The organism is Arthrobacter sp. M4 (assembly GCF_020251205.1).
Taxonomy (GTDB): Bacteria; Actinomycetota; Actinomycetes; order Actinomycetales; family Micrococcaceae; genus Arthrobacter.
Genome location: NZ_JAIWYX010000002.1, coordinates 604,666 through 628,229 on the forward strand (window position 1 = coordinate 604,666; position 23,564 = coordinate 628,229).

Consider the following 23,564-nt stretch of genomic DNA (forward strand, 5'->3'; position numbering starts at 1 on the left):
GAAAGCGGCCGGTTCAGTAAGGAGGACTAGGCCTGCCGGGAGAACTCTGATGCCTCGCGCACCTGCTCGGCTGAAGGCCGCACACCGGTGTAGAGCACAAACTGCTCCTCGGCCTGGATCGCGATCACCTCGGCGCCCGTGATCACGGGCTTGCCGGCCGCCCTGGCTGCCTTGATGAGCGGGGTCTCGGCGGGAAGCGCGACGACGTCGAACACCATCTGCGATGCGGCGACAGTCTGGTCGTCAAAGGACTGGGCATCCTGATCCGCCCCTGACATCCCCAGCGGCGTGACATTGATGATCAGGTCCGCGGTGGCGCCGTCGACCTCGGGCCGCCAGCCAAAGCCGTAGAGGCCAGCGAGGGCCCTCCCGGACTCCTCGTTGCGGGCCACGATGGTGACCGCCGTGAACCCGGTGTCACGCAAGGCGGCAGCGACGGCCTTCGCCATTCCGCCGGAACCACGCAGGAGCACTGAATGCGTGGTGGGCACGGAGTGGTCCTTGAGCAAACGGACAATGGCGATGTAATCCGTGTTGTAAGCGGTCAGTGTGCCGTGGTCGTTAACGATGGTGTTGACCGAATCGATGGCCTTCGCCGACGGGTCCAGTACGTCCACCAGCGGAATCACGGCTTCCTTGTAGGGCATGGAAACGGCCGCGCCACGGATTGGCAGGCCACGGATGCCGGCCACCGCCTGCTCGATATCAACCGGTGCAAACGCCTTGTAGACGAAGTTCAGGCCAAGAAGATCGTAGAGGTAGTTGTGGAAGCGCGTACCAATGTTGCTGGGCCGCGCGGCCAGGGAGATGCACAGGGACATGTCTTTGTTCAGTATCGGCACGGTCCCCATTAAACGCTTGACCGGAGCCGGCTAGCGAATGTTGCCCCAGTCGCGTGCCGCCATTGCGGCCAAACATTCTGCGCTACCTTTTGCAGCCGGTACCGGCGGGATAGGGTCCGACGACGGCCGGCAGCCGCCCGGGCGCCGTCGCCGCGCCCGTCAGGACCGCAAGCAAAGCATCGTATGCCCCAGGGGTACGGCCATAGAGTGCTACTTTGCTGCGCGCCGTCGACCGGGCCAGCGGCCACGGAGCGTCGAGGGAAACGGCGACGTCGCCATTCACGGGGCCGCTGCCAAATCCCGCCAGGGCCACCACCGGTCCGCTCCCGACGGCGACGCCCACACGGCGTGCGGCCGCCGCGAACCGCTCCCGGTCCGCCGTCGTGCCACCTGTCACGGTGACGCTTTCCGGGACGAGTCGGCCCGTGCAGGGACCATCCACCACAGTGATGGCCGCGGCCGACACTCCCCGCGAAACCGGCGCGGCGCTGCCGGGCGGTGCTGTGCTGCGCGGCTGCTGTACTGTGCTGCTCGGCTGCGGCGCGGCTGATGGGGAGCCAGGAGACACCGAGTGGGTCCGGGCGTGCCACAGCATCATGGTGACAACCCGGACAGTCGCCTCATCCAGGCGCTGAACCGATAGCGACCCGTCGTCGAGGGCGGCCAGGATGGCACGGTGGGCGGCACGGACATCCTCCGGCATCAGCAACAGGTCGGCACCGGCAGCCAGCGCCTTCGGGGCGGCGGACTCGCCGGGATACTTGCTGGTTATGGCACCCATGTTCAAAGCGTCGGTGACCACAACGCCCTGGAAGCCCAGGTTGCGCAGGGCTTTGTAACTTGCTGAAGACACCGAGGCAGGGACGCCGGGTTCCAGCGATTGCATGGCGATGTGGCCCATCATGACCATGGGTTGTCCAGCTTGGACGGCGGCCAGGAAAGGCTTCCAGTCGCGTGATCGCAGCTGAGCGGCCGTGGCGTCCTGCACAGGCATTTCGTCATGGGAATCGACGGTCACGGATCCATGGCCCGGAAAGTGCTTGCTGGCCGGAAGCACCCCTCCATCCAACATGCCACGGCCGAACGAGGTGGAAAGCATTGCGGCGGCTTCGGGATCCCCGGAGAACGACCGGGAACCCACCGTGGGGTCGTTCGGCCCGATGGTGACATCCGCGGACGGCGCGAAGTCCACGGTGAAGCCAAGGCCCGCCAATTCGGCGCCCATGGCTTTCCCTCCCTGGGCCGCCAGATCGGCGCTGCCAGCCGCGCCGTAACTGAGCGGTGTCGGCCACTCCGTGAGCGGTGCGCCCAACCTTGCCACAACACCGCCTTCCTGGTCCACGCCCACCAGGGCGGGCCAGGAGCGGCCGTCCTCCCGCGCCGCCTTGCCAAGTTCTGCCGTGGCCCGGGCGAGGGCAGAGGTATCAACGGTACCGTCACCGGAACGCGGAACGTTGTCCCTCATCACGATGCTGCCGCCAAGGTGAAGCTCCCGGATCGCCTTGGCTTGGGCTGTGGTGTCCGTTCCCTTGTAGTAGCCCATGAGCACCTGCCCCGCCTTTTGTGCCGGGCTCATGTGAGCCACTGCCGCACGTGCGGCGGCCAGGTCCTTGCTCCGTGGTCCCCAGCCCAATGGTTCCTCGCCCGGCGGGACGGACGCAGTGGACGGAGCTGCACTGGATTGTCCGCCACCGGAGTATGGCACGGGCGAGGCGGGGCTGCCCGAAGGACGATCGGGTTTGCTTGATGGACTGTCCTCGTCGTCCGGGGCAGCAGTGCACGCAGCGAGGACCACGGCGATCGACAGCGCGGTGACCAGGAAAATGAGGAGGATTGAGGCATTTGCGTTCACGCCGTTGGGGCGGCCGGGAAGGGAAGCCATCAACTCGATGCTACCCCTGCCTTAGACTTGAACCATCCGCTGGCGGCCCCTGGGCGGTCGTAGCAACGGGCATTGAAGAATATCGAGGGGACCCACGTGCAGATTGATTTCGCGTCATCCAGGCAGTCAACACTGGGGGTGGAGTGGGAAGTTGCCTTGGTTAATTCCCAAACCGGCGAACTAGTTTCTGCAGCCAATGAAGTCCTCTCCGGGATCAAGGCCAAGCACCCGGATTTGCAAGAGGACGAAGACCACCCGCACATCAAGCGTGAACTGCTGCTGAACACTGTGGAACTCGTCACTGGCGTGTGCGAGACCGTCAAGGAAGCCAAGGCAGACCTGCAACGGTCCCTCGATGCCGTGCGTGACGTCACTGATCCCTTGGGCATCGAGTTGTTCTGCGCGGGCAGCCACCCCTTCAGCCCGCCCCAGCTGCAGCCCGTCACGGACAAGGAACGCTACGCCAAGCTCATCGACCGCACGCAGTGGTGGGGCCGGCAGATGGTGATCTACGGCGTCCACGTCCACGTCGGGCTGGACAACCGGAATAAGGCACTGCCGGTCCTCGACGGCCTGATCAACTATTTCCCCCATTTCCAGGCACTGTCCGCCTCCAGCCCATTTTGGGGCGGCGAGGACACCGGCTACGCCTCGCAGCGCGCCCTGATGTTCCAGCAGCTTCCCACGGCCGGACTGCCCTTCCAGTTCCGCACGTGGGAAGAATACGAGTCTTACGTCGACGACATGTTCAAGACCGGCGTGATAGATGTCCTGTCCGAGATCCGCTGGGACATCCGGCCAGTGCCCGCCCTTGGCACTATTGAAATGCGGATCTGCGACGGACTGTCAACGCTGGAGGAAGTTGGTGCCATTGCGGCGCTCACCCAGTGCCTGGTCCACGAGTTCTCCACCATCCTGGACAACGGCGGCAGCATCCCCACCATGCCGCCGTGGCACGTCCAGGAGAACAAGTGGCGGGCTGCCCGGTACGGCATGGATGCCATCATCATCCTTGACGCTGACAGCAACGAGTGCCTGGTCACCGAGCACCTCATGGAGACCCTGAACAGGCTGGAGCCGATCGCGGCCAAGCTAGGCTGCAGCGAGGAACTCTCCGACGTCGAGAAGATCATCGCCCGCGGCTCCGGCTACCAGCGCCAGCGTCGCGTGGCCGCCGAGCACGGCGGCGACCTTTCCGCTGTCGTACTGGACCTCGTCCGGCAGATGCGGCGCGGACCCGAGGCCTAAACGGCCCGGGATGCCGGCCGCTAGGCGGCGCTCCCGGCAAGGGACACACTGGTGACCGGCATCGACGAGTCCGGCGCAAAAGTCACGCCGCTGGGTTCGATTCCAGCCATAATGAGTTGGGCGCCAAGGGCCGCCACCATGGCTCCGTTGTCCGTGCAGAGTGACAGCGGTGGCACTTCCAGGGTGATGCCGGCCGCGCGGCACCTCTGCTCCGTGAGCTCCCTGAGACGCGAGTTCGCGGCCACTCCCCCGCCCAGCAGCACGTGCTTGATGCCGTTCTCCCGGCAGGCGAGCACAGCCTTGGACGTGATGACGTCCGCCACCGCTTCCTGGAAGGCAGCTGCGATGTCGGCCACCGGGACCTCTTCACCCTGGGCCTCGAACTGCTCCACGCAACGGGCAACGGCAGTTTTGAGGCCACTGAATGACCAGTCATACCGGTGTGGGCCCGGTTCTTCCGCTGTGCCCATGTACTTGGGCTGGGTCAGGCCGCGCGGGAAGCGGATGGCCTTGGCGTTGCCGTTCTTCGCCACCTTGTCGATGGCAGGTCCGCCAGGATAGCCGAGGCCCAGGATGCGCGCCGTTTTGTCGTAGGCCTCGCCGGCGGCGTCGTCAATGGTGGACCCGAGCAGCTCGACATCGTCGACGATGCTCCGGATCCGCAGGATTTCAGTGTGGCCGCCGGAGACCAGCAGTGCGCCCAGGTCATCCTGCAGTTCGCCGTCCTGTCCCAGCAGACCGACGCCAACGTGGGCCACAAGGTGGTTGATGGCGTACAAGGGTTTTCCCGTGGCGACGGCCAGTGCCTTGGCCGCGCAGACACCCACCATGAGGGCGCCCGCAAGCCCGGGTCCGCTGGTGACGGCAATCGCGTCGATGTCGTCGAGTTCCACACCGGCTTCGGCGAGCGCCTGCTTCATGGTTGGCACAAAAGCGTCCAAGTGGGCGCGGGACGCGATTTCAGGGATCACGCCACCGAAGCGCACGTGTTCGTCCATTGAGGATGACACCGTGTTGGCAAGCAGCGTGGTGCCCCGGACGATGCCCACGCCGGTTTCGTCGCAGGAGGACTCGATCCCCAGGACCAGCGGCTGGGAAGTGTTCACGGGAGTCACAGGGCGGTTCCTTCGTTCCGACTTTGGTTCAGGTGAAGCTGCATGATGAGGGCGTCGGCCCCATCGCGGTAGTAGCGGCGGCGCACGTGGATCTGCTCGAAGCCGAACCTCCGGTACAGGGCCTGGGCGCGGGGATTGTCCTCGCGGACCTCCAGGAGGACGTCTGCGGCTTGGCGCCTTCGTGCCTCCTCAACGAGCTCCGTCAGGAGCGCCGAGCCGATGCCCTTGCCTTCGAATTCAGGAATAACGGCGATCGTCTGGACATCGGCGATCGGCTGGATGCACATGAGGCCTGCATAGGCGACTATCGCGCCTTCCACTTCGGCCACCAGGTAGCGGCGGGTGTCCACTTGTGCCAGTTCGTCGAGGAACATCTGCGTGGGCCAGGCATCGATCGGGAAGAGCCGCTGCTCCAGGAGCTCGACGGCTTCGACGTCGGTAAGCATCATGTCCCTGACGGTCACCCCGGCGGGCCAGGCGGGAACGTTTGGCATCACAGTGCCCGCTTTCGGGGGCCGGGGACCTGGGCATCGGATTCGCGAAGATACAGCGGCGTGGAGTCCAGAAGCGATTCTCCGGCGGATAGCCGAGCGAGCGCGAGTTGTCCCAGGGACACAGCATCCGGCTGGCGTGTGCTGAAATCCTCGTCGGCACGGAGGACCGAACTGTACAGCCCCGCGCCCGCACCGAAGGCCGGAAGGTCCGGCAGTTCGGTGGCGAAGCCGACGTGCGGGCCATCTGCTAGGCGGGGCAACTGGCCATCCGTCAACGTGTACCGTGCCCAGTAAACCTCTTTGCGCCGGGCGTCGGTTACCACCAGGAACTCGGGCGCGGCGGAGGTGGATTCAGCAACTTCCAGGGCGATGGCGTCCAGGCTCATCAGTCCGTGGAGCGGCTTTCCCCAGACAAACGCCAGCGTGCGGGCTGTGGCGATCCCGGAGCGGAGCCCCGTGAAGGGACCGGGTCCGACGCCGGTGACCACCGCGTCGATGTCAGCGCCGGTAACGCCGGCGTCGCCAAGGAGTTTCTGGATGCCCGGGGCCAGGACCTCGGCGTGGCTGCGTGTGTCCTCGGTGGCAAACGATTCGACGACGGATTCCATGGCGTCGTCGGACAGCAAAGCGGCGCTGGCCACAGCGGAGGTGTCGATGGCGAGGATAAGCATTTAGGGACGGCCCTCTTGAGTGTCGGTTTCCAGCACAGGCGGTTCCGGCCAGCGGGGACCGTAGCCGCGGATGATGATGGTGCGGGGTTCGTTATCGTCGTCGGCGTCGAAGTTCAGTACACCCGCCTCGGATTCGCCGTGGCCCGGGCCGGTGATTGCGGATCCCGCGTTGCGGTGAAGTTCGATGTCCAGGAAGCTCTCCGAGAGATGCTCCACCCGGCCACGGCCCCATTCGACCACAGTCACGGACGAATCGAGCGTGTTCTCCAGGTCGATGCCGTCGATTTCCTCGTCCGATTCCAGCCGATATGCGTCCACGTGCACCAGATCAGGACCTCCGGGCCGGGGCCCCGATGGCAGATTGGGGTGGATCCTGACCAGCACGAACGTAGGTGAGATGATGCCGGAGCGGACGCCGAGCCCCTCGCCGAGACCCTGTGTGAACGTGGTTTTTCCGGAGCCAAGCTCTCCGGTGAGGACAAGGAGGTCTCCCGCCACCAGGTCGGAGGCCAGTGTGGCACCGAGGGCGTGGGTTTGCTCGGCCGTGCCCACCACCACTGTCTTTTCCCAGCGGGGTTCGGTCATCGGGCAGCCTTCTGGGGTGCCGAACCCGTGACTGCGGCGTCCAGCGGTAGTTCGTTGACGTAGCTGCGCGGCACGCGCGGGCTGATCCGCGTGACGATCTCATAGTTGATGGTGCCGGCCGCGCGGGCCCAATCGTCCGCCGTCGGACCGCCGTCGCTGCCGTCCCCGAACATCACGGCTTCGGCACCGATCAGGCTGCCGCCCGCGGAGCGCTCGGCGTCGGGGCCGAGGTCGATGACCATCTGGTCCATGGCAATCCGCCCGACCACAGGATAGTTGACCCCATTGACACGGACGGGGCCACCGGTTGCCACCCGGGGCACGCCGTCGGCATATCCCAATGGGATCAGGCCAAGCGTGCTGTCCGACGGCGTGTGGTAGTTCAACCCGTAGGACACACCCTGGCCTTCCGGGACCGTTTTGCAATTGGATAGGAGGGTGCGGACGGTCATCGCGGGACGCAGCCCCAGCTCGGCAGAGGTCTGGTCCTCGAACGGCGACAGCCCGTACAGGCCCAGGCCCACCCGGACCAGGTCGAAGTGCGTGTCTGGCCGGGACAAGGTTGCCGGGGTGTTGGCGAGGTGGCGGACCTCAAGGTCCACGCCGGCGTCGGAGGCGATGGCCAGAGCCTCGCGGAAGGCTGCCAGCTGCTGGTCGGTTTCCGGGCGGTGCGGCTCGTCGGCCACGGCGAGGTGGGAGAAGACTCCTACGACGCGCAGCAGTCCCTGGTCCTGGTAGTCCACGGCCTCGCCAACCACGCTGTCCCACTTTTCGATGGTGCAGCCGTTCCTGCCCAACCCCGTGTCCAACTTGAGGTGGACACGGGCGGGACGCTGTTGGGCGCGGGCCGCGGCCACAACTTGCGGAAGCTCCCATCCCGAGACTCCGATGTCGATGCCGGCTGCCACGGCGGCGGCGAAGTTGCTTTCCGGCGTGTGCAGCCAGGCCAGCATGGGGGCATCGATTCCAGCGGCACGCAGCGCCAGCCCCTCGGAAATGTGGGCGACTCCCAGCCAGCTGGCACCGGCCTGGAGCGCGGCCCTTGCCACCTGTATTGCACCGTGGCCGTATGCGTCCGCTTTGACGACGGCCATCAGCTGGGCAGGCGAAGCAACGGCCGTCAGTACACGGACGTTATGGCGGATTGCTTCCAGGTCGATCACGGCAGAGCGCTCCAGGACAGCCCCGGAGGTGCCGTCGGGCCAAGAACCGTTTGCTTGGTAAGTCACTATAGAGATTCTAGTGCGGAGCACGGTGGCTCCCGACGACGGCACGGCCGCGCGTGCCTGCACGCCACTGTGTTGAGGCAGCTCAGCTGCGGACAGCCGCAGGCATCGGAGCCGCCAGCCTGGGGCGTCGGAGCCGCCAGCCCTAGGCGTCGGAAAGGTGCGCGATAGTCGCTGTGGCGCGCCGCTGCGCCGTCGGCGGCACGTCTTTGACGATTTCCGCCAGGAAGGCGAAGCGCCTAAGCCATTGGCTGGATTGCCTCTCCTTGCGGGCGTTGGCCCGCAGCCACCAATCCGCAATATCGCCCCAGCCGGGAGCCGCCAGCGAACCGCCCACCTCCTGTACGGCCAGGGAAGCGCACAGGTTGGCAAAGCGGAGCCTGTCTCCAAGCGGCCAACCGGCAAGGCAACCCATGATGAACGCTGCTCCGAAACAGTCGCCCGCGCCAGTGGGGTCGTAAGCCGTGACTGGGAGCGATGGCACCCACTCTTCCTCCCCTGTTTCCGAGTCCACGGCCATGGCGCCCTGGGCACCTAGCGTGACGACAGCGACGGGAACGGCCTCGGCGAGGGCATAGAGGGCCGACCACGGATTGTCCTTGCCGGTGAACGCCATGGCCTCCACCTGGTTGGGCAAAAAGGCGTGGAAGTGTTCCAACTGCTCCAGGCGTCTACCCGACCATTGCCCGGTGGGGTCCCAGCCGACGGTACCGAAGAGCTTCACTCCCGACGACTCCGCAGCCAGCACCCAGTCCTCAGGTTCTTCTTCAACGTCGGCTACGGCGGCCAATGCGCTGGGCGGCGTACCGATCAGGTCAGAGGCGGTCAAGGGGGCGGGGTGGCCGTGGGTGACCATTGACCTGTCCGAGTCGACGCTCATCGAAACCGTGACCGGTGAATGCCAGCCGGGGATCCGCTGGGACAGGGACAGGTCAACGTGTTCCTGCTTTTCCAGGATCTTCCAGTTGTAGTCGCCGTAGCCATCGTCCCCAAAGGCGGCGGCAAGGCTGGTGCGGAGTCCCAACCGCGCTGCCGCGATGGCCTGATTGGCAACGCCGCCTGGACAGCTCCCCATCCCGTCACTCCAAACCTCCGTGCCGGGCTCCGGGGCGTGGTCCAGTCCGGTAAAGATGATGTCTTGGAACACCGTGCCGGCCAGCAGCAGGTCACAGTAGCTGCTGCCGGGTTTCCGGACGGCGGCGAGAGGATCGAACGGTTCCCTGGGCTTGACGTCCATGCACCGCACACTACGCCGCAGCGGGTTCCCGTAAAAGGGACGCACCACAGGATGGGGAGGGTGGCCCTGTGATTCGTCGGCAGGACTCGTTCCAGTGGCGTGCCGGCCACCCTTTGTTAACCACACGTCCGTCCGCTGGCGGTGCCGATTCCAAGGCAGGGTGCATAGACTGCCCTATATGCGGCTGATGATCGCCGGCGGCGGCGGATTCCGAGTTCCCCTGATCTATCGTGCCCTTTCGGAGGGCGCTTTCTCGGGCCTCGTTCACCAGGTTGTCCTGTACGACATCGACGCCGAGCGGGCTGCAGCGATGGAAACTGTGCTCCGGGATATGCCGGTGACGGAAGGCGCACAGCCCCCCGCCGTCGTCGTCGCGTCAACGTTGGCCGAGGCACTCAAGGGAACCGACGTCGTCTTCGCGGCAGTCCGGCCCGGCGGCACCGCGGGACGTATCTTCGACGAGCGCGTGGCGCTGGACCTCGGGCTCCTGGGCCAGGAGACCATCGGGGCGGGCGGGATCTCCTTCGCGCTCCGCTCCATCCCGGCGATGCTTGACCTTGCCCGGTCAATGATCGAACAGTGCCCCAACGCCTGGCTGATCAATTTCACCAACCCCGCAGGCATGGTCACGGAGGCCTTGGTGCCGGTGCTCGGCCGTAAAGTGGTTGGCATCTGCGATTCAGCTTCAGGACTGGTGGCCAGGGCCGCCCGAACCGCTGGCTCCCCGCTGGCACCAGGGCACCTTGAAGGGGCCGGCTATTACGGACTGAACCACCTGGGTTGGCTGTACCGCCTGGCACCCCACGGGACGGATCTCCTGCCAGGGCTGCTGGCCGATGCGGAATTGCTGCATTCCATCGAAGAAGGGCGGCTGTTTGGCCAGGCGCAGCTTGAGCGGCTGAAGTGCCTCCCAAATGAGTACCTTTTCTACTACTACCAAACCGACCGGGCCACGTCCGCGATCCTCTCCGCGGACCAAACCCGAGGCGAGTCAGTGCACCGACAGCAGGCCGCCCTCTACGCTCGGCTTGCAGCACCGGGCACCGCAGGCGCCGACGGCGACGCCCTCCGGCAATGGGAGGCCGCGCGCCGCGTCCGTGAAGAGGGCTACCTGGCCGAATCCCGCAACGTAGGCGAACAGCGGCGCGAAGAAGAATTGGCCGGCGGCGGCTACGAACGGGTCGCCATGGCGGTAATGCGCGCTGTGACCGGAGACGGCGATGCGGAACTCATCGTCAACACCCCCAACAAGCTGGCTTCGCCCACCCCGGATGGCCAGGAGGTCGCCATACCCGGCCTGCCGGCCGACGCCGTCGTCGAAGTTCCCAGCCGAGTGGGGACCGACGGTGCCTGGCCCCTCCCACAGGAGCGGCCCGCTGGCCCGCAGCTGACACTCATGCGGCACGTCAAGGACGTAGAGAGGCTGACGATCAAGGCAGTTGTCGACGGCGACCGGAACGCCGCCCTGCAGGCGTTCGCAGGCCATCCGCTGGTGGGTAGTGAGGAATTGGCACGCAAGCTGCTTGACGGCTATGAGTCGGCATTCCCGGGCCTGCAGGAGCTCTGGGCAGGAGGGCGAGACTAACGGGGCCGCTCCCCCGCACCGGGACCCGGGAAGACAGGCAGGAGTAGTGTTTTCTCGGGAGCATCAGAACATCGGTGTCCCTGCTTGACGAAGGAGAGCCGTGTCCCTGATCCGCCGCGTGGCGTTCCTCTCACTGCACACCTCACCCATGGAGCAGCCGGGTGCGGGAGATGCCGGCGGGATGAACGTATATGTCCGGAACCTCGCCTCCGCCCTTGCGGACCGGGGCGTGGAGGTGGAAATCTTCACTCGGTCCACGGCGCCCAGTCAGCCGCTGGTTGAGCATCCCAGCCCCGGTGTATGCGTGCACAACGTGATGGCTGGCCCGCGCAGGAAACTGCCCAAGGAACAGCTTCCGGAGCTGTTGCACCAGATGGTTGAGCAGATCGAACGGATCCGCCAGCGGCAGCCGCACGGCCGTTATGACATTATCCATTCGCACTACTGGGTGTCCGGCGTTGCCGGGCTGGAGTTGTCCGAGTTATGGAATGTGCCTTTGGTGCACACCATGCACACCATGGCAAAGGTCAAGAACCTGCTCCTCCACCCAGGTGAGCACCCCGAACCTCGCCGGCGCGAGGAAGGCGAGCACAGGATTGTGGACGGCGCCGCCCGCCTGATGGCCAACACGCCCGCCGAAGCAGAAGAACTCGTATCGCACTACGGAGCCGACTTCGATGCGATCGATATCGCGCCGCCCGGCGTCGACCTGTCCGTGTTCACCCCGGCCTTTCGCAAGAAGTCGCGCGCTGACAGGGGCATCCGCGCAGGTAGCTTCCACCTCTTGTTCGCGGGCAGGCTCCAGCGTTTGAAGGGCCCGCAGATCTTCCTGGAGGCGGCCGCGCTGTTGCGTGCCAGGCGCCCCGACATCGACCTTCAGTTGACCGTGCTTGGGGCGCTGAGCGGGGCGAAGGACTTCAACTTCCACTCACTGATCACAGCAAACGGCCTGGACGACGTCGTCACCCACCGCCCGCCGGTCAGCGCTCCGGAGCTCGCTGGCTGGTTCCGCGCCGCCGACGTCGTGTTGATGCCGTCGTTCAGCGAGTCGTTCGGACTGGTGGCGCTGGAGGCCCAGGCCTGTGGCACGCCGGTTGTTGCAACCAACGTCGGCGGGCTTTCCCGGGCCGTGTCCGATGGCCGCACGGGCCTGCTGGTGGATGGCCACAACCCTTCCGACTGGGCCGACGCCCTGGAAGCCCTGTACGACGACCCCCGGACACGCGACGACATGGGCCACTCCGCCGCCGTCCACGCCGAGTCCTTCGGTTGGCAGCGCACCGCCGCCATCACACTGGAAAGCTACCAGCAAGCCATCGCGGCCGCCCACGAACGCTCGCGAGTTGGCATTTAATACCAATGTTTGGCCCCAACATTCGCTTTAAATGGAAACTCGCGCGAGGGCGTCGGGTAGATTGACGCGCAGGACGTGCAACCGCAGTTGAAGGACGATGATGTCTGGAACCGATAGCCCACAGCCGGAGACGCTCAGCGACCTGGGGATCGCCCAGCAAGCTGCCATCAAACCCATTGAGCAGATCGCCGCCGTCGCCGGGATCAATCCCGATGCCCTCGAGCTATACGGCCGGTACAAGGCCAAGATCGACACCTCGCGCCTGGTTCTCCCGGACAAGGCACCCGGAAAGGTGGTCCTGGTCTCCGCGATGTCGCCAACGCCGGCAGGCGAAGGAAAGTCAACGACGACGGTCGGCCTGGCGGATTCGCTCGCCAGGGCGGGACAAAGAGTCATGATTGCCCTACGCGAGCCCTCGCTGGGCCCCGTTCTGGGCATGAAGGGTGGAGCCACCGGCGGTGGCTACTCCCAGGTCCTGCCCATGGACGAAATCAACCTCCATTTCACAGGAGACTTCCACGCGGTCACCTCGGCAAACAACGCACTGATGGCCCTGGCAGACAATCACATCTTCCAAGGCAATGAGCTGGGCATTGACCCTCGGCGCATGACGTTCCGGCGAGTGCTGGACATGAATGACCGATCGCTGCGGGACATCGTGATCGGCCTGGGCGGACCGGCCCAGGGAGTGCCAAGGGAGGATGGCTTCGACATCACGGTGGCCTCAGAAATCATGGCCGTGTTTTGCCTGGCCACGGACATTGTCGACCTGCGTGAGCGGCTGGCCCGGATCACGTTTGGCTACAGCTACAGCCGGGAACCAATCACTGTGGCGGACCTTGGCGTGCAGGGCGCACTGACCATGCTGCTGAAGGACGCCATCAAACCCAACCTTGTGCAAACCATCGCCGGCACTCCCGCGCTGGTGCACGGAGGTCCCTTCGCCAACATCGCGCACGGCTGCAATTCGCTCATCGCCACCCGTACTGCCCAGGAATTGGCCGACATCGTCGTCACGGAGGCCGGTTTCGGGGCAGACCTCGGTGCGGAGAAATACATGGACATCAAGTCCCGCGTGGCAGATGTGGCGCCGGCCGCCGTCGTCTTAGTGGCAACGGTCCGCGCGCTGAAGATGCATGGCGGCGTGCCGATGGACCGCCTTGCAGAACCAAACATCGACGCTCTGGCCACCGGCGTTGAGAACCTTAGACGCCATGTGCGCAACGTGCAGAAGTTCGGTATCACGCCTGTGGTGGCCATCAACCACTTCTCAACGGATACGCCAGAGGAACTGGATTGGGTGCTTTCCTGGTGCGCACAGGAGGGAGTTCCGGCTGCCGTCGCCGATGTTTGGGGCCGGGGAGGTGGGGGCGACGGCGGAGACGACCTGGCGCGCGTCGTTTTGGAAGCACTGGCCGCACCTACCGCGTTCCGCCACCTTTATCCCCTCGACATCCCAATCGAGGACAAGATTCGAACAATCGCCCAAGAGATCTATGGCGCCGACGGCGTGGAATTCTCCGTCCAAGCCACACGCAGGCTGGCTGACATCGAGCGCAACGGCTGGGGCCAGCTACCGGTCTGTATGGCCAAGACGCAGTATTCATTTACGGATGAGGCATCGCGGCTCGGCGCTCCAAAGGGCTTCACCATCCACGTGCGGGAGCTGATCCCCAAGACCGGCGCAGGCTTCATCGTGGCCCTCACCGGTGCCGTGATGACCATGCCGGGGCTGCCGAAAGAGCCCGCGGCCATGCGAATGGATGTTGATTCCACAGGGCGTCCGATAGGCCTGTTCTAGCCCCTGTCCAGCTCAGTTGGCCCCAGCGCGCGGGCCCATTGAGCGCACCGACCCTCAGCTCGCCTTAGCGGGCAGGCCCACTCACCGCGCGGGGCTCGTTCAGCCCACGGACCCATTCAGCGCGCGGACCCTTTCAGCGCGCGGGCCCTTTCAGCGCGCGGACCCTCAGCTCGCCTTAGCGGGCAGGCCCACTCAGCGCGCCGGGCTCATTCAGCGCGCCGGGCCCTTTCAGCGCGCGGGATCGTGATGCGCCGCGTCGCGGTAGCCAACATGCACGTCAGCGTCGAGGCCACGCAGCGAACTCAGTTTCGATAGCAGCGCAAGGAGCTCTTCCGTCTGCTCCCGCGTCAATCCATCGACAATCGCAGCCTCCTGCGCCTCCGCAGCATGCCGCAGACTGCCAAGCACGTCATTCCCGGACGGCGTAAGCCGGAGCTCCTGAACCCGGCGGTCCGCGGCGCTACGCGTCCGGGTGACCAGGCCTGCGCCCTCAAGCCTGTCGATGAGCGCGACCACCCTGCTCTGGACCGATCCCAGAAGTTCTGCAAGCTCGCGCTGGCTGATTCCCGGGGACCGGCCAATAATCCGAATCACGCCTGCCTCTGAAGGCGTTACACCCAAGGCACGGGTTTGGGTCGCGAAAAGCTCGACTGCGTGGGCTCCCAGCTGGGAGAGAAGGAATCCGATACGGGCAGGGCGCCCTTTGTCTGGCATGCCTCCAGAATACAGCATTGACTGAATGATTCACTAGCTGAATAATTAATTACATGACTGATCTATCCACTCCGCCTGCAGGCCAGGAAGCCGCCCGACAAGGCCGTCGACCAGACGGCCCCAACGCGGGGATCCTCGCGATCGTCACGCTGGGCCTGTCGATCGCCTCGGTCATAGTGCCCCTCCTGCTCTCCGGCGCCCCCTACCCAGCGCCTGCTTCGTCCCCGGACGTCGTCGCACGCTATTTCTTCGACCATGCGTTCCCGGCAACACTCAACGGGTTCTTGGCCTTCGGCGCCTCCGTACCGATTGGGATCTATGGAGCCACCACATACGCGCGCCTTCTCAGGCTGGGCGTGCGAGTGCCAGGTCCAGGCATCGGCTTCTTCGGCGCAATCGCAGCCTCGCTCACCCTCGCAGTGGCCGGCCTCTTGATCTGGACACTCGGGCAGGCCGCCACTAACACACCCGCCACCGTGGTCCACCTCATTGCCAACCTCGCGTTTGGCCTCGGCGGGATCGGATTCGCCACCGGCATAGGGCTACTGATAGCCGGCATCGCCGTTCCTTCCCTTATCCTCGGGCTGACGCCTCGTTGGATGGCCTGGGCCGGACTCGTACTGGCAGCCCTGGGTGAGCTGTCGTTCCTCGGCCTCCTATGGCCCGCCGCGGTTTACGTGTTGCCTGTGGTCCGTTTTGTTGGCCTCGCTTGGCTCGCCGTCGTCGGATTTACACTTCCGCGAAACCGACACGAGGTACCGAGCCGCCCACAGCAGAGACCAAACCCCTAGCCGACTCCGGACCCGGTCATCGGACTTTGTGGTCCGCCAAGGTGCGACCACGACCAGCAGCGGCCTGGCGCGGAGCGGGCATCTTCGAATTGCCGCGGAAAAGGGACACATACAAAGCCGCGACACTCAGGAGCACCAGAGCCGCCACAAAGATCGCCGTGCCTGGATCCGAGGCGAGCAACTGAGGAATGCTCCGGCTAGGGACGCCGACGGCGAATCCGAACGCGATGGCGATACCAACATAGCTCCCCACCATGTTGCCCAGATGGGAGCGGATATTGCGCCTCATAGCGCTGATGAGGCCGAGGGTCACGGTAACGATCGTGAAGGCGGACAACCCGTGAAGCCACGTGAAATGACCGGCCGAGACTATCCCGAAACTGCTGAAGCAGACGTAATACATAGCCCCAACCCAGAGGTATCCCACGGTCCGGTGGATCCGGTCGCGACGGCGCCTGAATATTTGAACAGGTCCTATTGCCAGTGCGAAAAGAGCTGCCGCTACGTGGCTGACAAGCAATACATTCCAGTGCTCCATGCCTCTAAGATAGAGCCACTATCCAATGAATGTACATCAAGATAGTTGGCTGGCCGCCCGCTATCTTGTCCCCGGAGGCCCGAATTGCAACTCAAGGAACTCAGCGAGCGGACAGGCATCACGCCAGCCAGCATCAAGTACTACTTGCGGGAAGGACTGCTGCCTCCGGGAGAAGCCGTTCACGCCACCCGCGCCAGCTACACAGAGCGGCACATCAAACGGCTCCAAATAATCCAAGCGCTGAGGCACATAGTCCACCTCAATATCGAACAGATCCGTGGCATCCTGGCAATGGCCGACGACGGCGCCCCTCGCCTTGCGGTGTTGGCCCAGGTCCAGCGTGTGGTCCTTGACCTTGCCGTCGACGACGGTGACGTCACCCGCACGCGAGCGGGAGACGCCGTCGTACGTTTGCGCAACTGGCCGGACGCTGATAGTGACGCACGGGACGCCCTAAACCGGCACATCGCCGTGATGGAGAGCTTGGGGATCACGTTGCCGATGGACCTGCTGGACGCCTACAGCCGGGCGGTGGACGGCGTGGCAGGGTTCGACCTTGACCTGACGGCAGCATCGACAAGTACTGACGACGCGATCCTCACGGCGGCGGTAGGAATGCACATGCATTCGCAACTCATGCTCAAGATGCTGGCCCTTGCGCAGGCCAGTCACGCGATCCGACGCTTCGACAGCCCCACTTAGTCCTTCAAAAGCAAAACGCTCCCCCACCAAAAATGGTGAGGGAGCGTTGTTGCTTAGCGCTCGACGTCGCCGCGGATGAAGGCCTCCACCTTCTCACGGGCAGTGTCGTCGTCGAACTGCTCCGGCGGGGACTTCATGAAGTAGCTCGAAGCAGAAAGCAGGGGGCCGCCAATGCCGCGGTCCAGGCCGATCTTGGCGGCACGGATTGCGTCGATGATCACGCCGGCGGAGTTCGGGGAGTCCCAAACTTCCAGCTTGTATTCGAGGGATACGGGAGCGTCACCAAAGTTGCGGCCTTCAAGGCGGACGAAGGCCCACTTCCGGTCATCGAGCCACTCAACGTAGTCAGACGGGCCGATGTGTACGTCGCGGGCCTTCAGCTCAGCTTCGACATTGGAGGTCACGGCCTGGGTCTTGGAGATCTTCTTGGACTCCAGGCGGTCGCGCTCCAGCATGTTCTTGAAGTCCATGTTGCCGCCGACGTTCAGCTGATACGTACGGTCGAGGGTGACTCCGCGGTCCTCGAACAGCTTGGCCATCACGCGGTGGGTGATGGTGGCGCCAATCTGGCTCTTGATGTCGTCGCCCACAATCGGAACACCGGCAGCAGTGAACTTGTCCGCCCATTCCTTGGTGCCTGCAATGAAGACCGGGAGGGCGTTGACGAACGCCACACCAGCGTCAATGGCGCACTGGGCATAGAACTCGGCGGCGTCCTGCGAGCCGACGGGGAGGTAGCACACCATAACGTCCACCTGGGCGTCCTTGAGGGCCTGGACAACGTCCACCGGCTCCTCCGTGGACTCCTCGATGGTTTCAAGGTAGTAGCGTCCCAGGCCATCCAGCGTGTGTCCGCGCTGCACCGTTACGCCCGTGGGCGGAACGTCCGCGAGTTTGATGGTGTTGTTCTCGCTGGCGGTAATGGCGTCAGCCAAGTCCACGCCGACCTTCTTGCCATCTACATCGAAAGCGGCAACGAACTGGACGTCGTTGACGTGGTATTTGCCGAATTCGACGTGCATCAGGCCCGGAATAGTAGCTTCAGGGTCGGCGTCCCGATAGTAATGGACGCCTTGGACCAGTGATGCGGCGCAGTTACCCACGCCCACAATGGCAACTCGGATCGGATTGGAAGACACGGAACTCCTTAGGACAAACCTTGGTTGCCGTGCGCGACGGGACCTGCGGGGCCTGCGGCGTCGCACGGGCTTAGCGCCAAGCGGCGCCCTTGCATTCTAACCAACACAGGCGGGCCTGGCTTTTGTTCCAGCCAGGCCCGCCCAATTATGACAAGGACTAATATATCAGTTTGCGTGCTGATGGCGGCTCTGCGCCCACAAATTAATGTCCGATTCCACCGCAAATTCATCGATCGCCGTAAGCTCCTCAGTGCTGAAGTCGAGGTTCTTCACGGCAGTAAGCGAGTCCTCGAGCTGCTTCACGCTGGAGGCACCAATGAGCGCGGAGGTCACCGGCGAACCCTTCGGCTGCTGACGCAGGATCCAGGCGATCGCCATCTGGGCGAGCGATTGCCCGCGTCCTGCAGCGATGTTGTTCAGCCCACGAATCCGGTCAAGCTTGTCCTCCGTGATCGAGGAGGCGGACAGGAAACGTTCCTTGGTAGCCCGGGATCCTTCCGGAATACCGTCCAGATAGCGATCGGTGAGGAGGCCCTGCGCCAGCGGCGAGAATGCGATGGACCCGGCACCCACCTGGTCGAGTGCCTCATAGAGGTTGGGGCTGCCGTTCTCCGTCCACCGGTTCAACATGGAATAGCTGGGCTGATGGATCAGGAGCGGCGTACCCATTTCCTTGAGGATCCGCGCTGCTTCGATTGTCTGTTCCGGGGTGTAAGAGGAGATGCCGGCATACAGCGCCTTGCCCGAACGGACCGCGTAATCCAAGGCCCCCATGGTCTCCTCAAGCGGTGTTTCCGGGTCCGGACGGTGGCTGTAGAAAATGTCCACGTAGTCCAGGCCCATTCGCTTCAAGGACTGGTCAAGGCTGGAAATGAGGTACTTGCGGGAACCCCACTCACCGTAGGGGCCGGGCCACATGTAGTAGCCAGCCTTGGTGGAGATCACCAGTTCGTCGCGGTAAGGCTTGAAGTCGTCCTGCAGGTGGCGGCCGAAGTTTGTTTCCGCGGTGCCGTCTGGCGGGCCGTAGTTGTTGGCGAGGTCGAAGTGGTTGACTCCAAGGTCAAAAGCACGGCGCAGGATGGCGCGTTGTTCGTCGAAGCGCTTGTCGTCGCCGAAGTTGTGCCAGAGACCAAGGGAGACAGCCGGAAGCTTGAGTCCGCTGCGTCCGACGCGGCGGTAGGGCATGGTTTCGTAGCGGTTTTCCGCAGCCGAATAAGTCATACGTTCAATCCTGCCACCGCCGATGAGGACGCGTTGTGAGCGTCCACAATGTGGTCGTGGTCACCTTCAGCGCGTGACTCGTACGACGGCGGCACTCTCGCCCGGGAGCCTCAGAGCTCCGTCGCTGAGCTCCGCGCCGGTATCCGTGGCCAACAGGATTGCGCCATCCAACGGGGTTTCAAATGGCTCGGCGCCAAAATTGCAGGCCACGGTTACGTCACCGCGGGAGAAGCTCAGCCAGCCTTCGTCGTCGTCGAACTCCACAGTGACTCCGCCAAAACCGCCGGCCTGGCCAAAACCTCCGCCGGAAAGTTCCGGAACGGTTCGCCGAAGGCGGATCAAGGCCTTGTAGAGGCCCAGAAGCTGGGCATGGTGGTCCTTCGATGCCTCTTCCCAGTTCAGTTTGGAGCGGCGGAAAGTCTCCGGATCCTGGGGGTTCGGCACCACGGCCGGATCCCAGCCCATCCGTTCGAACTCCTTGATCCGGCCCTTTGCCGTGGCTTCACCGAGTTCCGGTTCGGGGTGCGAGGTGAAGAACTGCCATGGGGTGGAGGCCCCAAACTCCTCGCCCATAAAGAGCATCGGCGTAAAGGGAGAGGTGAGCGTTAGGACAGCGGCCAAAGCCAGTTTGCCCGGAGAGAGTGTTGCGGTGAGGCGGTCGCCTGTGGCCCTGTTGCCGATCTGGTCATGGTTTTGGCTGCAAACCACCAGCGCGGTGGGATGCGCAAGGTCCGGTCTGATGTCCCGGCCGTGGTGGCGCCCCCGGAAGCTGGAGTAGCTGCCGTCGTGGAAGAAGCCGTGCTCAAGAACCTTGGCCAGCGCAGCCAACGACTCAAAGTCGGCGTAGTAGCCGGTAGTTTCCCCGGTCAGGTTTACGTGGACGGCGTGGTGGAAGTCGTCGCTCCACTGCCCTTCCAGTCCGTAGCCGTTGGAGTTGCGGGGGTAGATTAGCCGCGGATTGTTCAGGTCGGATTCGGCAATCAGTGTCCGCGGCACTCCCGACGCCGCTTCGATACTGTCCGCCACGATCGCCAGGTCCTCGAGGATGTGCACAGCACGCTCATCCTTGAGGGCATGGACTGCATCAAGCCGCAGCCCGTCCACGTGGAAATCACGCAACCACATGGCTGCATTGTCCAGGATGAAGCGGCGCACTTCGTCAGATCCGGGACCGTCCAAATTGACGGAGTCGCCCCAAGTATTGCCCTCCCCGGACTTGAGATAGGGACCATATTTCGGCAGGTAGTTCCCGCTTGGTCCGAGGTGGTTGTAAACGACGTCCTGAATGACGCCTAGTCCTGCACCATGGGCAGCGTCCACGAAGCGCTGGTAGGCGGCCGGACCACCATATGGCTCGTGAACGGCGTACCAGAGCACTCCGTCGTAGCCCCAGTTGTGGGTTCCGTTGAAGGCGTTGACGGGCAGCAGTTCGATGAAATCGATACCCAGTTCAACCAGGTAATCCAGTTTCCCTGCGGCGGCATCAAGCGTGCCCTCCGGGGTGAACGTACCGACGTGCAATTCGTAGATGACGGAGCCTTTGAGCGCTTTGCCCTGCCACGCACCGTCTTTCCACTGGTGGGCACCGGCGTCGAAGGTCGCGGACAGCCCATGCACGCCGTCAGGCTGCCGACGTGACCGCGGATCCGAGAAGGGCCCCTCCCCGTTGACAAGATAGCCGTACTGGACATCGTTTCCCTCGGGAGCATTCGACGCCCGCCACCAGTCGCCGGCGCCTTTCGTCATACCGTATTCCGTGCCTCCGGCGAGGAGGGTTACCGAACCCGCATTGGGGGCCCAGACGTCAAAGCGGTTCAGCGTGGTGGCTTGGTGCGGCATGTATCTCCCTAACGGTGGCTTGATGGTTGCCTGGATCGTGGGATCTCTGCGGCCTTTGTTTCAGTCTGTGGGGACCAGAAGGGCCACCGGGTACTGTTCGAGCAGGTCCGCGACGAGCACTGGACCCGCGGGGAACTGCCTGCCGGTGAATGCGTCCACGGCGCTCCGGGGAAGTTCGACGACGGTGTCCCGCCAGCCGCCGTCGCGCTCCAAGGTGCGCGGCAGCCTTGTGGCGACGGTGACGGTGCCGCCGTCGTCCGCTCCCCTGCCAAACGCGATGGCGTGGTTGGCAGCCACTCCCGAGACGGTCACCGCATGGTAGCCGCCAAAGAGTTCTGGCCGATCGCGGCGCAGCCGCAAGGCCCGGGACACGAGCAATAGCTTGGCGGCCTCATCAGAGTAAGACTCGGGCTTTTTGCCGGCGTCGAGGTCTGCCAGCGCATCGCGGCGGGCCTGGAAATCCACCGGCCGGCGGTTGTCCGGATCGGTCAGCGAACCGTCCCGGAACTCCGTGCCCTGGTACACATCAGGTACCCCCGGCATGGTGAGTTGAACCAGCTTGGCTGAGAGTGAATTCGACGTGCCATACGGTTCCAGCAGATCGACGAATGCCTCCAGTGCCGAGGACACTTCGGGGTTGTCGAAAATACCGTCTATGGCTGCGCTCAAGCTGGCTTCGAACTCGGCGTTGGGGTCGGTCCAGCGAGTGGAGTTTCCGGCCTCGCGTGCCGCCTTCAGCGCGAAATACTGGAGTCGTTCCCTGGTGGCAGGCCAGGCACCGACAACGCCCTGCCAAACGAGCGCAGCCAACGGACCGTCGGGGACGGGTGCCAGTTCCTGCATTCGGTCCAGGAAAGCTTCCCACTCGGGAACGGCCTCGGAAATCACTGAGATCCGGGCCCGAGTGTCCTCGCTGCGCTTGGTGTCGTGGGTGGTCAACGTAGTCATGGACAACGGCAGTTTGGACTGCCGCCGGGCCATCCGCTGGTGGAACTCCTCCGGCGTGATGGCGAACTCCGTGGGGTCGCCTCCCACTTCAGTCAGCGTCCCCAGCCGCGTGTAGCGGAAGAAGGCCGTGTCCTCAACGCCCTTGGCCATCACCATGCCGGATGTTTGCTGGAACCGACGGCCAAGCTCGGCTTTGGCGTCCAGGAGCAGGGGTAGGAGTCCTTTGAGCATCGCCGCGAGCTCGGGTCGGCTTCGCTCAGCCTGTTCGACGGCCTCCACCAGGACCTCGCGGCCATGGGGAAGATACGTTCGGTACACGGGAAACGCCGCGATGATTTCCGCCAGCGCATCGGCAACCTCACCGGGCGGAAACTCTGGGCTCTTGGGCACCAGCCTGGTGAGCCGCAGGATTTCCGAGCGCAGGATGCCATCCGCGATCCCGCGTTTGGTTCCGTGGATCATGGCGGCGTAATCGGCAGGCTCAGTCCCGCCGCGGAGGCGGGCATCGAGCGCGTTCAGTGGCTCCTCCCCGTCCGGGGAGACAAAAAGACGGTCGACGTCGGCCAACGCGTCATAGCCGGTGGTTCCCTGGCACTCGAAGTTGGGCGGAAGTTCTTCGCCCGGCTCGAGGATCTTCTCCACCAGCACATAGGCGCCGCCCGTGGCTGCCCGCAACCACAGCAGGTACCCAGCAGGATCGGCCAGGCCGTCCGGGTGATCGACCCTTAGGCCATCCACCAGTCCGTCACGGAACCAACGCGAGATCTCGGCATGTGTCTCATCGAAGACCCAGGGGATCTCTACCCGGACCCCTGCCAGGGTGGAGACGCCGAAGAAGCGGCGGTAGTTGAGTTCGTCATCAGCCCTACGCCAGTACACAAGCTCATAGTGCTGGCGATCGTGGACGTCACGCGGGTTGTCCCCCTGCGCGTAGCTTCCCTCGGCAAGCGGGAAGCGGTGGTCGTAATAACGGAGTTCGCCGTCCACTATCTGAAGCTGGTCAAGGTCCTGGTCACTTCCAAGAACCGGGATCCGAAGCCGCCCGCCGCCAGCCTCCCAGTCGACGTCGAACGCTTCGGCGTAACGGGAGTCGCGGCCGTCCTTCAGCAGCGACCACCACCAGGCGTTTTGCCAAGGCGAAGCAACGCCGACGTGGTTCGGGACAATGTCCGCCAGGACCCCAAGACCCGCTTCCCTCGCAGCCTTTGCCAGGGCAGCCAAGCCCTCGGCGCCGCCACGGGACGGATCGACGGCCGTGGGATCAGTAACGTCGTAGCCATGCTGGGAGCCTTTTTCCGCCGTCAGGATCGGCGAAACGTACACCCAGTCGACGCCCAAATTGGCGAGGTACCCCGTCAGCGCAGCAGCGTCGTCCAGTGTGAACTCGGGGCGGATCTGCAGCCTGTACGTTGAGACCGGAGCCCTCATGAGCCAGCCTTCCTAGGGCCACGCTTTCGCGGCGTTTTCGGCGGGGCTTTGGTGTCGGGTTCCTTCGCGGGTCCCGGAGCTACGGCCCGCTCGGCGCGTGCCTCGGGTTGAGCCGCAGGCTCGGCAGGTGCCTCGGGTTGAGCCGCAGGCTCGGCAGGTGCCTCGGGTTGAGCCGCAGGCTCGGCAGGTGCCTCGGGTTGAGCC

21 protein-coding genes are annotated in these 23,564 nt (G+C 64.4%); 6 read left to right on the top strand and 15 right to left on the bottom strand.

All coding sequences use genetic code 11. The annotated features are described in order from the left end of the window. Positions 1 to 26 precede the first annotated feature (26 nt). Entirely contained in the window at positions 27 to 842 is an 816-nt protein-coding gene (locus LD110_RS06380) for a shikimate 5-dehydrogenase (RefSeq protein ID WP_225497233.1), read from the bottom strand. Between the two features lie 82 nt (positions 843 to 924). Next, entirely contained in the window at positions 925 to 2,724 is a 1,800-nt protein-coding gene (locus tag LD110_RS06385) for a glycoside hydrolase family 3 N-terminal domain-containing protein (protein ID WP_308012411.1), read from the bottom strand. 96 nt (positions 2,725 to 2,820) lie between these two features. On the opposite strand from LD110_RS06385, the gene LD110_RS06390 reads away from it, so the two are divergent. After that, positions 2,821 to 3,972, top strand: a complete 1,152-nt coding sequence (locus LD110_RS06390; protein WP_225497235.1) for a glutamate--cysteine ligase — start codon at positions 2,821 to 2,823, stop codon at positions 3,970 to 3,972. 20 nt (positions 3,973 to 3,992) lie between these two features. Here LD110_RS06390 and tsaD read toward each other — a convergent pair whose 3' ends face one another. From tsaD to LD110_RS06420, 6 genes are all read right to left on the bottom strand, one after another. Further along, positions 3,993 to 5,078 carry a tRNA (adenosine(37)-N6)-threonylcarbamoyltransferase complex transferase subunit TsaD gene (gene tsaD, locus LD110_RS06395; RefSeq protein WP_225497365.1) on the bottom strand — a complete coding sequence of 362 codons (1,086 nt, stop codon included), beginning with the start codon at positions 5,076 to 5,078 and terminating at the stop codon, positions 3,993 to 3,995. A gap of 5 nt (positions 5,079 to 5,083) precedes the next feature. Then, on the bottom strand, positions 5,084 to 5,581 hold the full coding sequence (rimI, locus tag LD110_RS06400; RefSeq protein ID WP_225497236.1) for a ribosomal protein S18-alanine N-acetyltransferase: 498 nt from the start codon (positions 5,579 to 5,581) through the stop codon (positions 5,084 to 5,086). Beyond that, complete coding sequence (tsaB, locus tag LD110_RS06405; RefSeq protein ID WP_225497238.1) at positions 5,581 to 6,252, bottom strand: tRNA (adenosine(37)-N6)-threonylcarbamoyltransferase complex dimerization subunit type 1 TsaB; 672 nt, start codon at positions 6,250 to 6,252, stop codon at positions 5,581 to 5,583. The genes rimI and tsaB overlap by 1 nt, the downstream gene beginning before the upstream one ends. After that, complete coding sequence (tsaE, locus tag LD110_RS06410) at positions 6,253 to 6,837, bottom strand: tRNA (adenosine(37)-N6)-threonylcarbamoyltransferase complex ATPase subunit type 1 TsaE (protein ID WP_225497240.1); 585 nt, start codon at positions 6,835 to 6,837, stop codon at positions 6,253 to 6,255. Further along, positions 6,834 to 8,066: an alanine racemase gene (alr, locus tag LD110_RS06415; protein WP_225497263.1), complete on the bottom strand. Its 1,233-nt coding sequence runs from the start codon at positions 8,064 to 8,066 to the stop codon at positions 6,834 to 6,836. The genes tsaE and alr overlap by 4 nt, the downstream gene beginning before the upstream one ends. Positions 8,067 to 8,208: 142 nt before the next feature. Then, on the bottom strand, positions 8,209 to 9,300 hold the full coding sequence (locus LD110_RS06420; protein WP_225497265.1) for a carbohydrate kinase family protein: 1,092 nt from the start codon (positions 9,298 to 9,300) through the stop codon (positions 8,209 to 8,211). Between the two features lie 178 nt (positions 9,301 to 9,478). Between LD110_RS06420 and LD110_RS06425 the strand changes: the two genes are divergently transcribed. The 3 genes from LD110_RS06425 (at position 9,479) to LD110_RS06435 (ending at position 14,040) form a co-directional block, all read left to right on the top strand. Further along, positions 9,479 to 10,885 carry a 6-phospho-beta-glucosidase gene (locus LD110_RS06425; RefSeq protein WP_225497267.1) on the top strand — a complete coding sequence of 469 codons (1,407 nt, stop codon included), beginning with the start codon at positions 9,479 to 9,481 and terminating at the stop codon, positions 10,883 to 10,885. 100 nt (positions 10,886 to 10,985) lie between these two features. Then, entirely contained in the window at positions 10,986 to 12,239 is a 1,254-nt protein-coding gene (mshA, locus tag LD110_RS06430) for a D-inositol-3-phosphate glycosyltransferase (protein WP_225497269.1), read from the top strand. Between the two features lie 100 nt (positions 12,240 to 12,339). Next, positions 12,340 to 14,040: a formate--tetrahydrofolate ligase gene (locus LD110_RS06435; RefSeq protein WP_225497271.1), complete on the top strand. Its 1,701-nt coding sequence runs from the start codon at positions 12,340 to 12,342 to the stop codon at positions 14,038 to 14,040. Between the two features lie 228 nt (positions 14,041 to 14,268). On the opposite strand, the gene LD110_RS06440 is transcribed toward LD110_RS06435, so the two are convergent. Then, entirely contained in the window at positions 14,269 to 14,754 is a 486-nt protein-coding gene (locus LD110_RS06440; RefSeq protein WP_225497273.1) for a MarR family winged helix-turn-helix transcriptional regulator, read from the bottom strand. 53 nt (positions 14,755 to 14,807) lie between these two features. Here LD110_RS06440 and LD110_RS06445 point away from each other — a divergent pair, with 53 nt between their 5' ends. Beyond that, positions 14,808 to 15,545 carry a hypothetical protein gene (locus tag LD110_RS06445; protein WP_225497275.1) on the top strand — a complete coding sequence of 246 codons (738 nt, stop codon included), beginning with the start codon at positions 14,808 to 14,810 and terminating at the stop codon, positions 15,543 to 15,545. Positions 15,546 to 15,561: 16 nt separating this feature from the next. Here LD110_RS06445 and LD110_RS06450 read toward each other — a convergent pair whose 3' ends face one another. After that, positions 15,562 to 16,083 (bottom strand): DUF2306 domain-containing protein, encoded by a 522-nt coding sequence (locus LD110_RS06450; RefSeq protein ID WP_225497277.1) that lies wholly within the window; start codon positions 16,081 to 16,083, stop codon positions 15,562 to 15,564. Positions 16,084 to 16,167: 84 nt separating this feature from the next. On the opposite strand from LD110_RS06450, the gene LD110_RS06455 reads away from it, so the two are divergent. Next, positions 16,168 to 16,785, top strand: a complete 618-nt coding sequence (locus LD110_RS06455; protein WP_225497279.1) for a MerR family transcriptional regulator — start codon at positions 16,168 to 16,170, stop codon at positions 16,783 to 16,785. Positions 16,786 to 16,838: 53 nt separating this feature from the next. Here LD110_RS06455 and LD110_RS06460 read toward each other — a convergent pair whose 3' ends face one another. The 5 genes from LD110_RS06460 to LD110_RS06480 form a co-directional block, all read right to left on the bottom strand. Beyond that, complete coding sequence (locus LD110_RS06460; RefSeq protein WP_225497281.1) at positions 16,839 to 17,924, bottom strand: inositol-3-phosphate synthase; 1,086 nt, start codon at positions 17,922 to 17,924, stop codon at positions 16,839 to 16,841. A gap of 165 nt (positions 17,925 to 18,089) precedes the next feature. Continuing rightward, on the bottom strand, positions 18,090 to 19,145 hold the full coding sequence (mgrA, locus tag LD110_RS06465; RefSeq protein ID WP_225497283.1) for an L-glyceraldehyde 3-phosphate reductase: 1,056 nt from the start codon (positions 19,143 to 19,145) through the stop codon (positions 18,090 to 18,092). 66 nt (positions 19,146 to 19,211) lie between these two features. Beyond that, positions 19,212 to 20,984: a malto-oligosyltrehalose trehalohydrolase gene (gene treZ, locus LD110_RS06470; protein WP_225497285.1), complete on the bottom strand. Its 1,773-nt coding sequence runs from the start codon at positions 20,982 to 20,984 to the stop codon at positions 19,212 to 19,214. A 60-nt stretch (positions 20,985 to 21,044) separates the two neighbouring features. After that, positions 21,045 to 23,360 (bottom strand): malto-oligosyltrehalose synthase, encoded by a 2,316-nt coding sequence (gene treY, locus LD110_RS06475; protein ID WP_225497287.1) that lies wholly within the window; start codon positions 23,358 to 23,360, stop codon positions 21,045 to 21,047. Beyond that, the coding region (locus tag LD110_RS06480) for a hypothetical protein (RefSeq protein ID WP_225497289.1) at positions 23,357 to 23,564 on the bottom strand (208 nt) is incomplete at its 5' end. The genes treY and LD110_RS06480, both read right to left, overlap by 4 nt.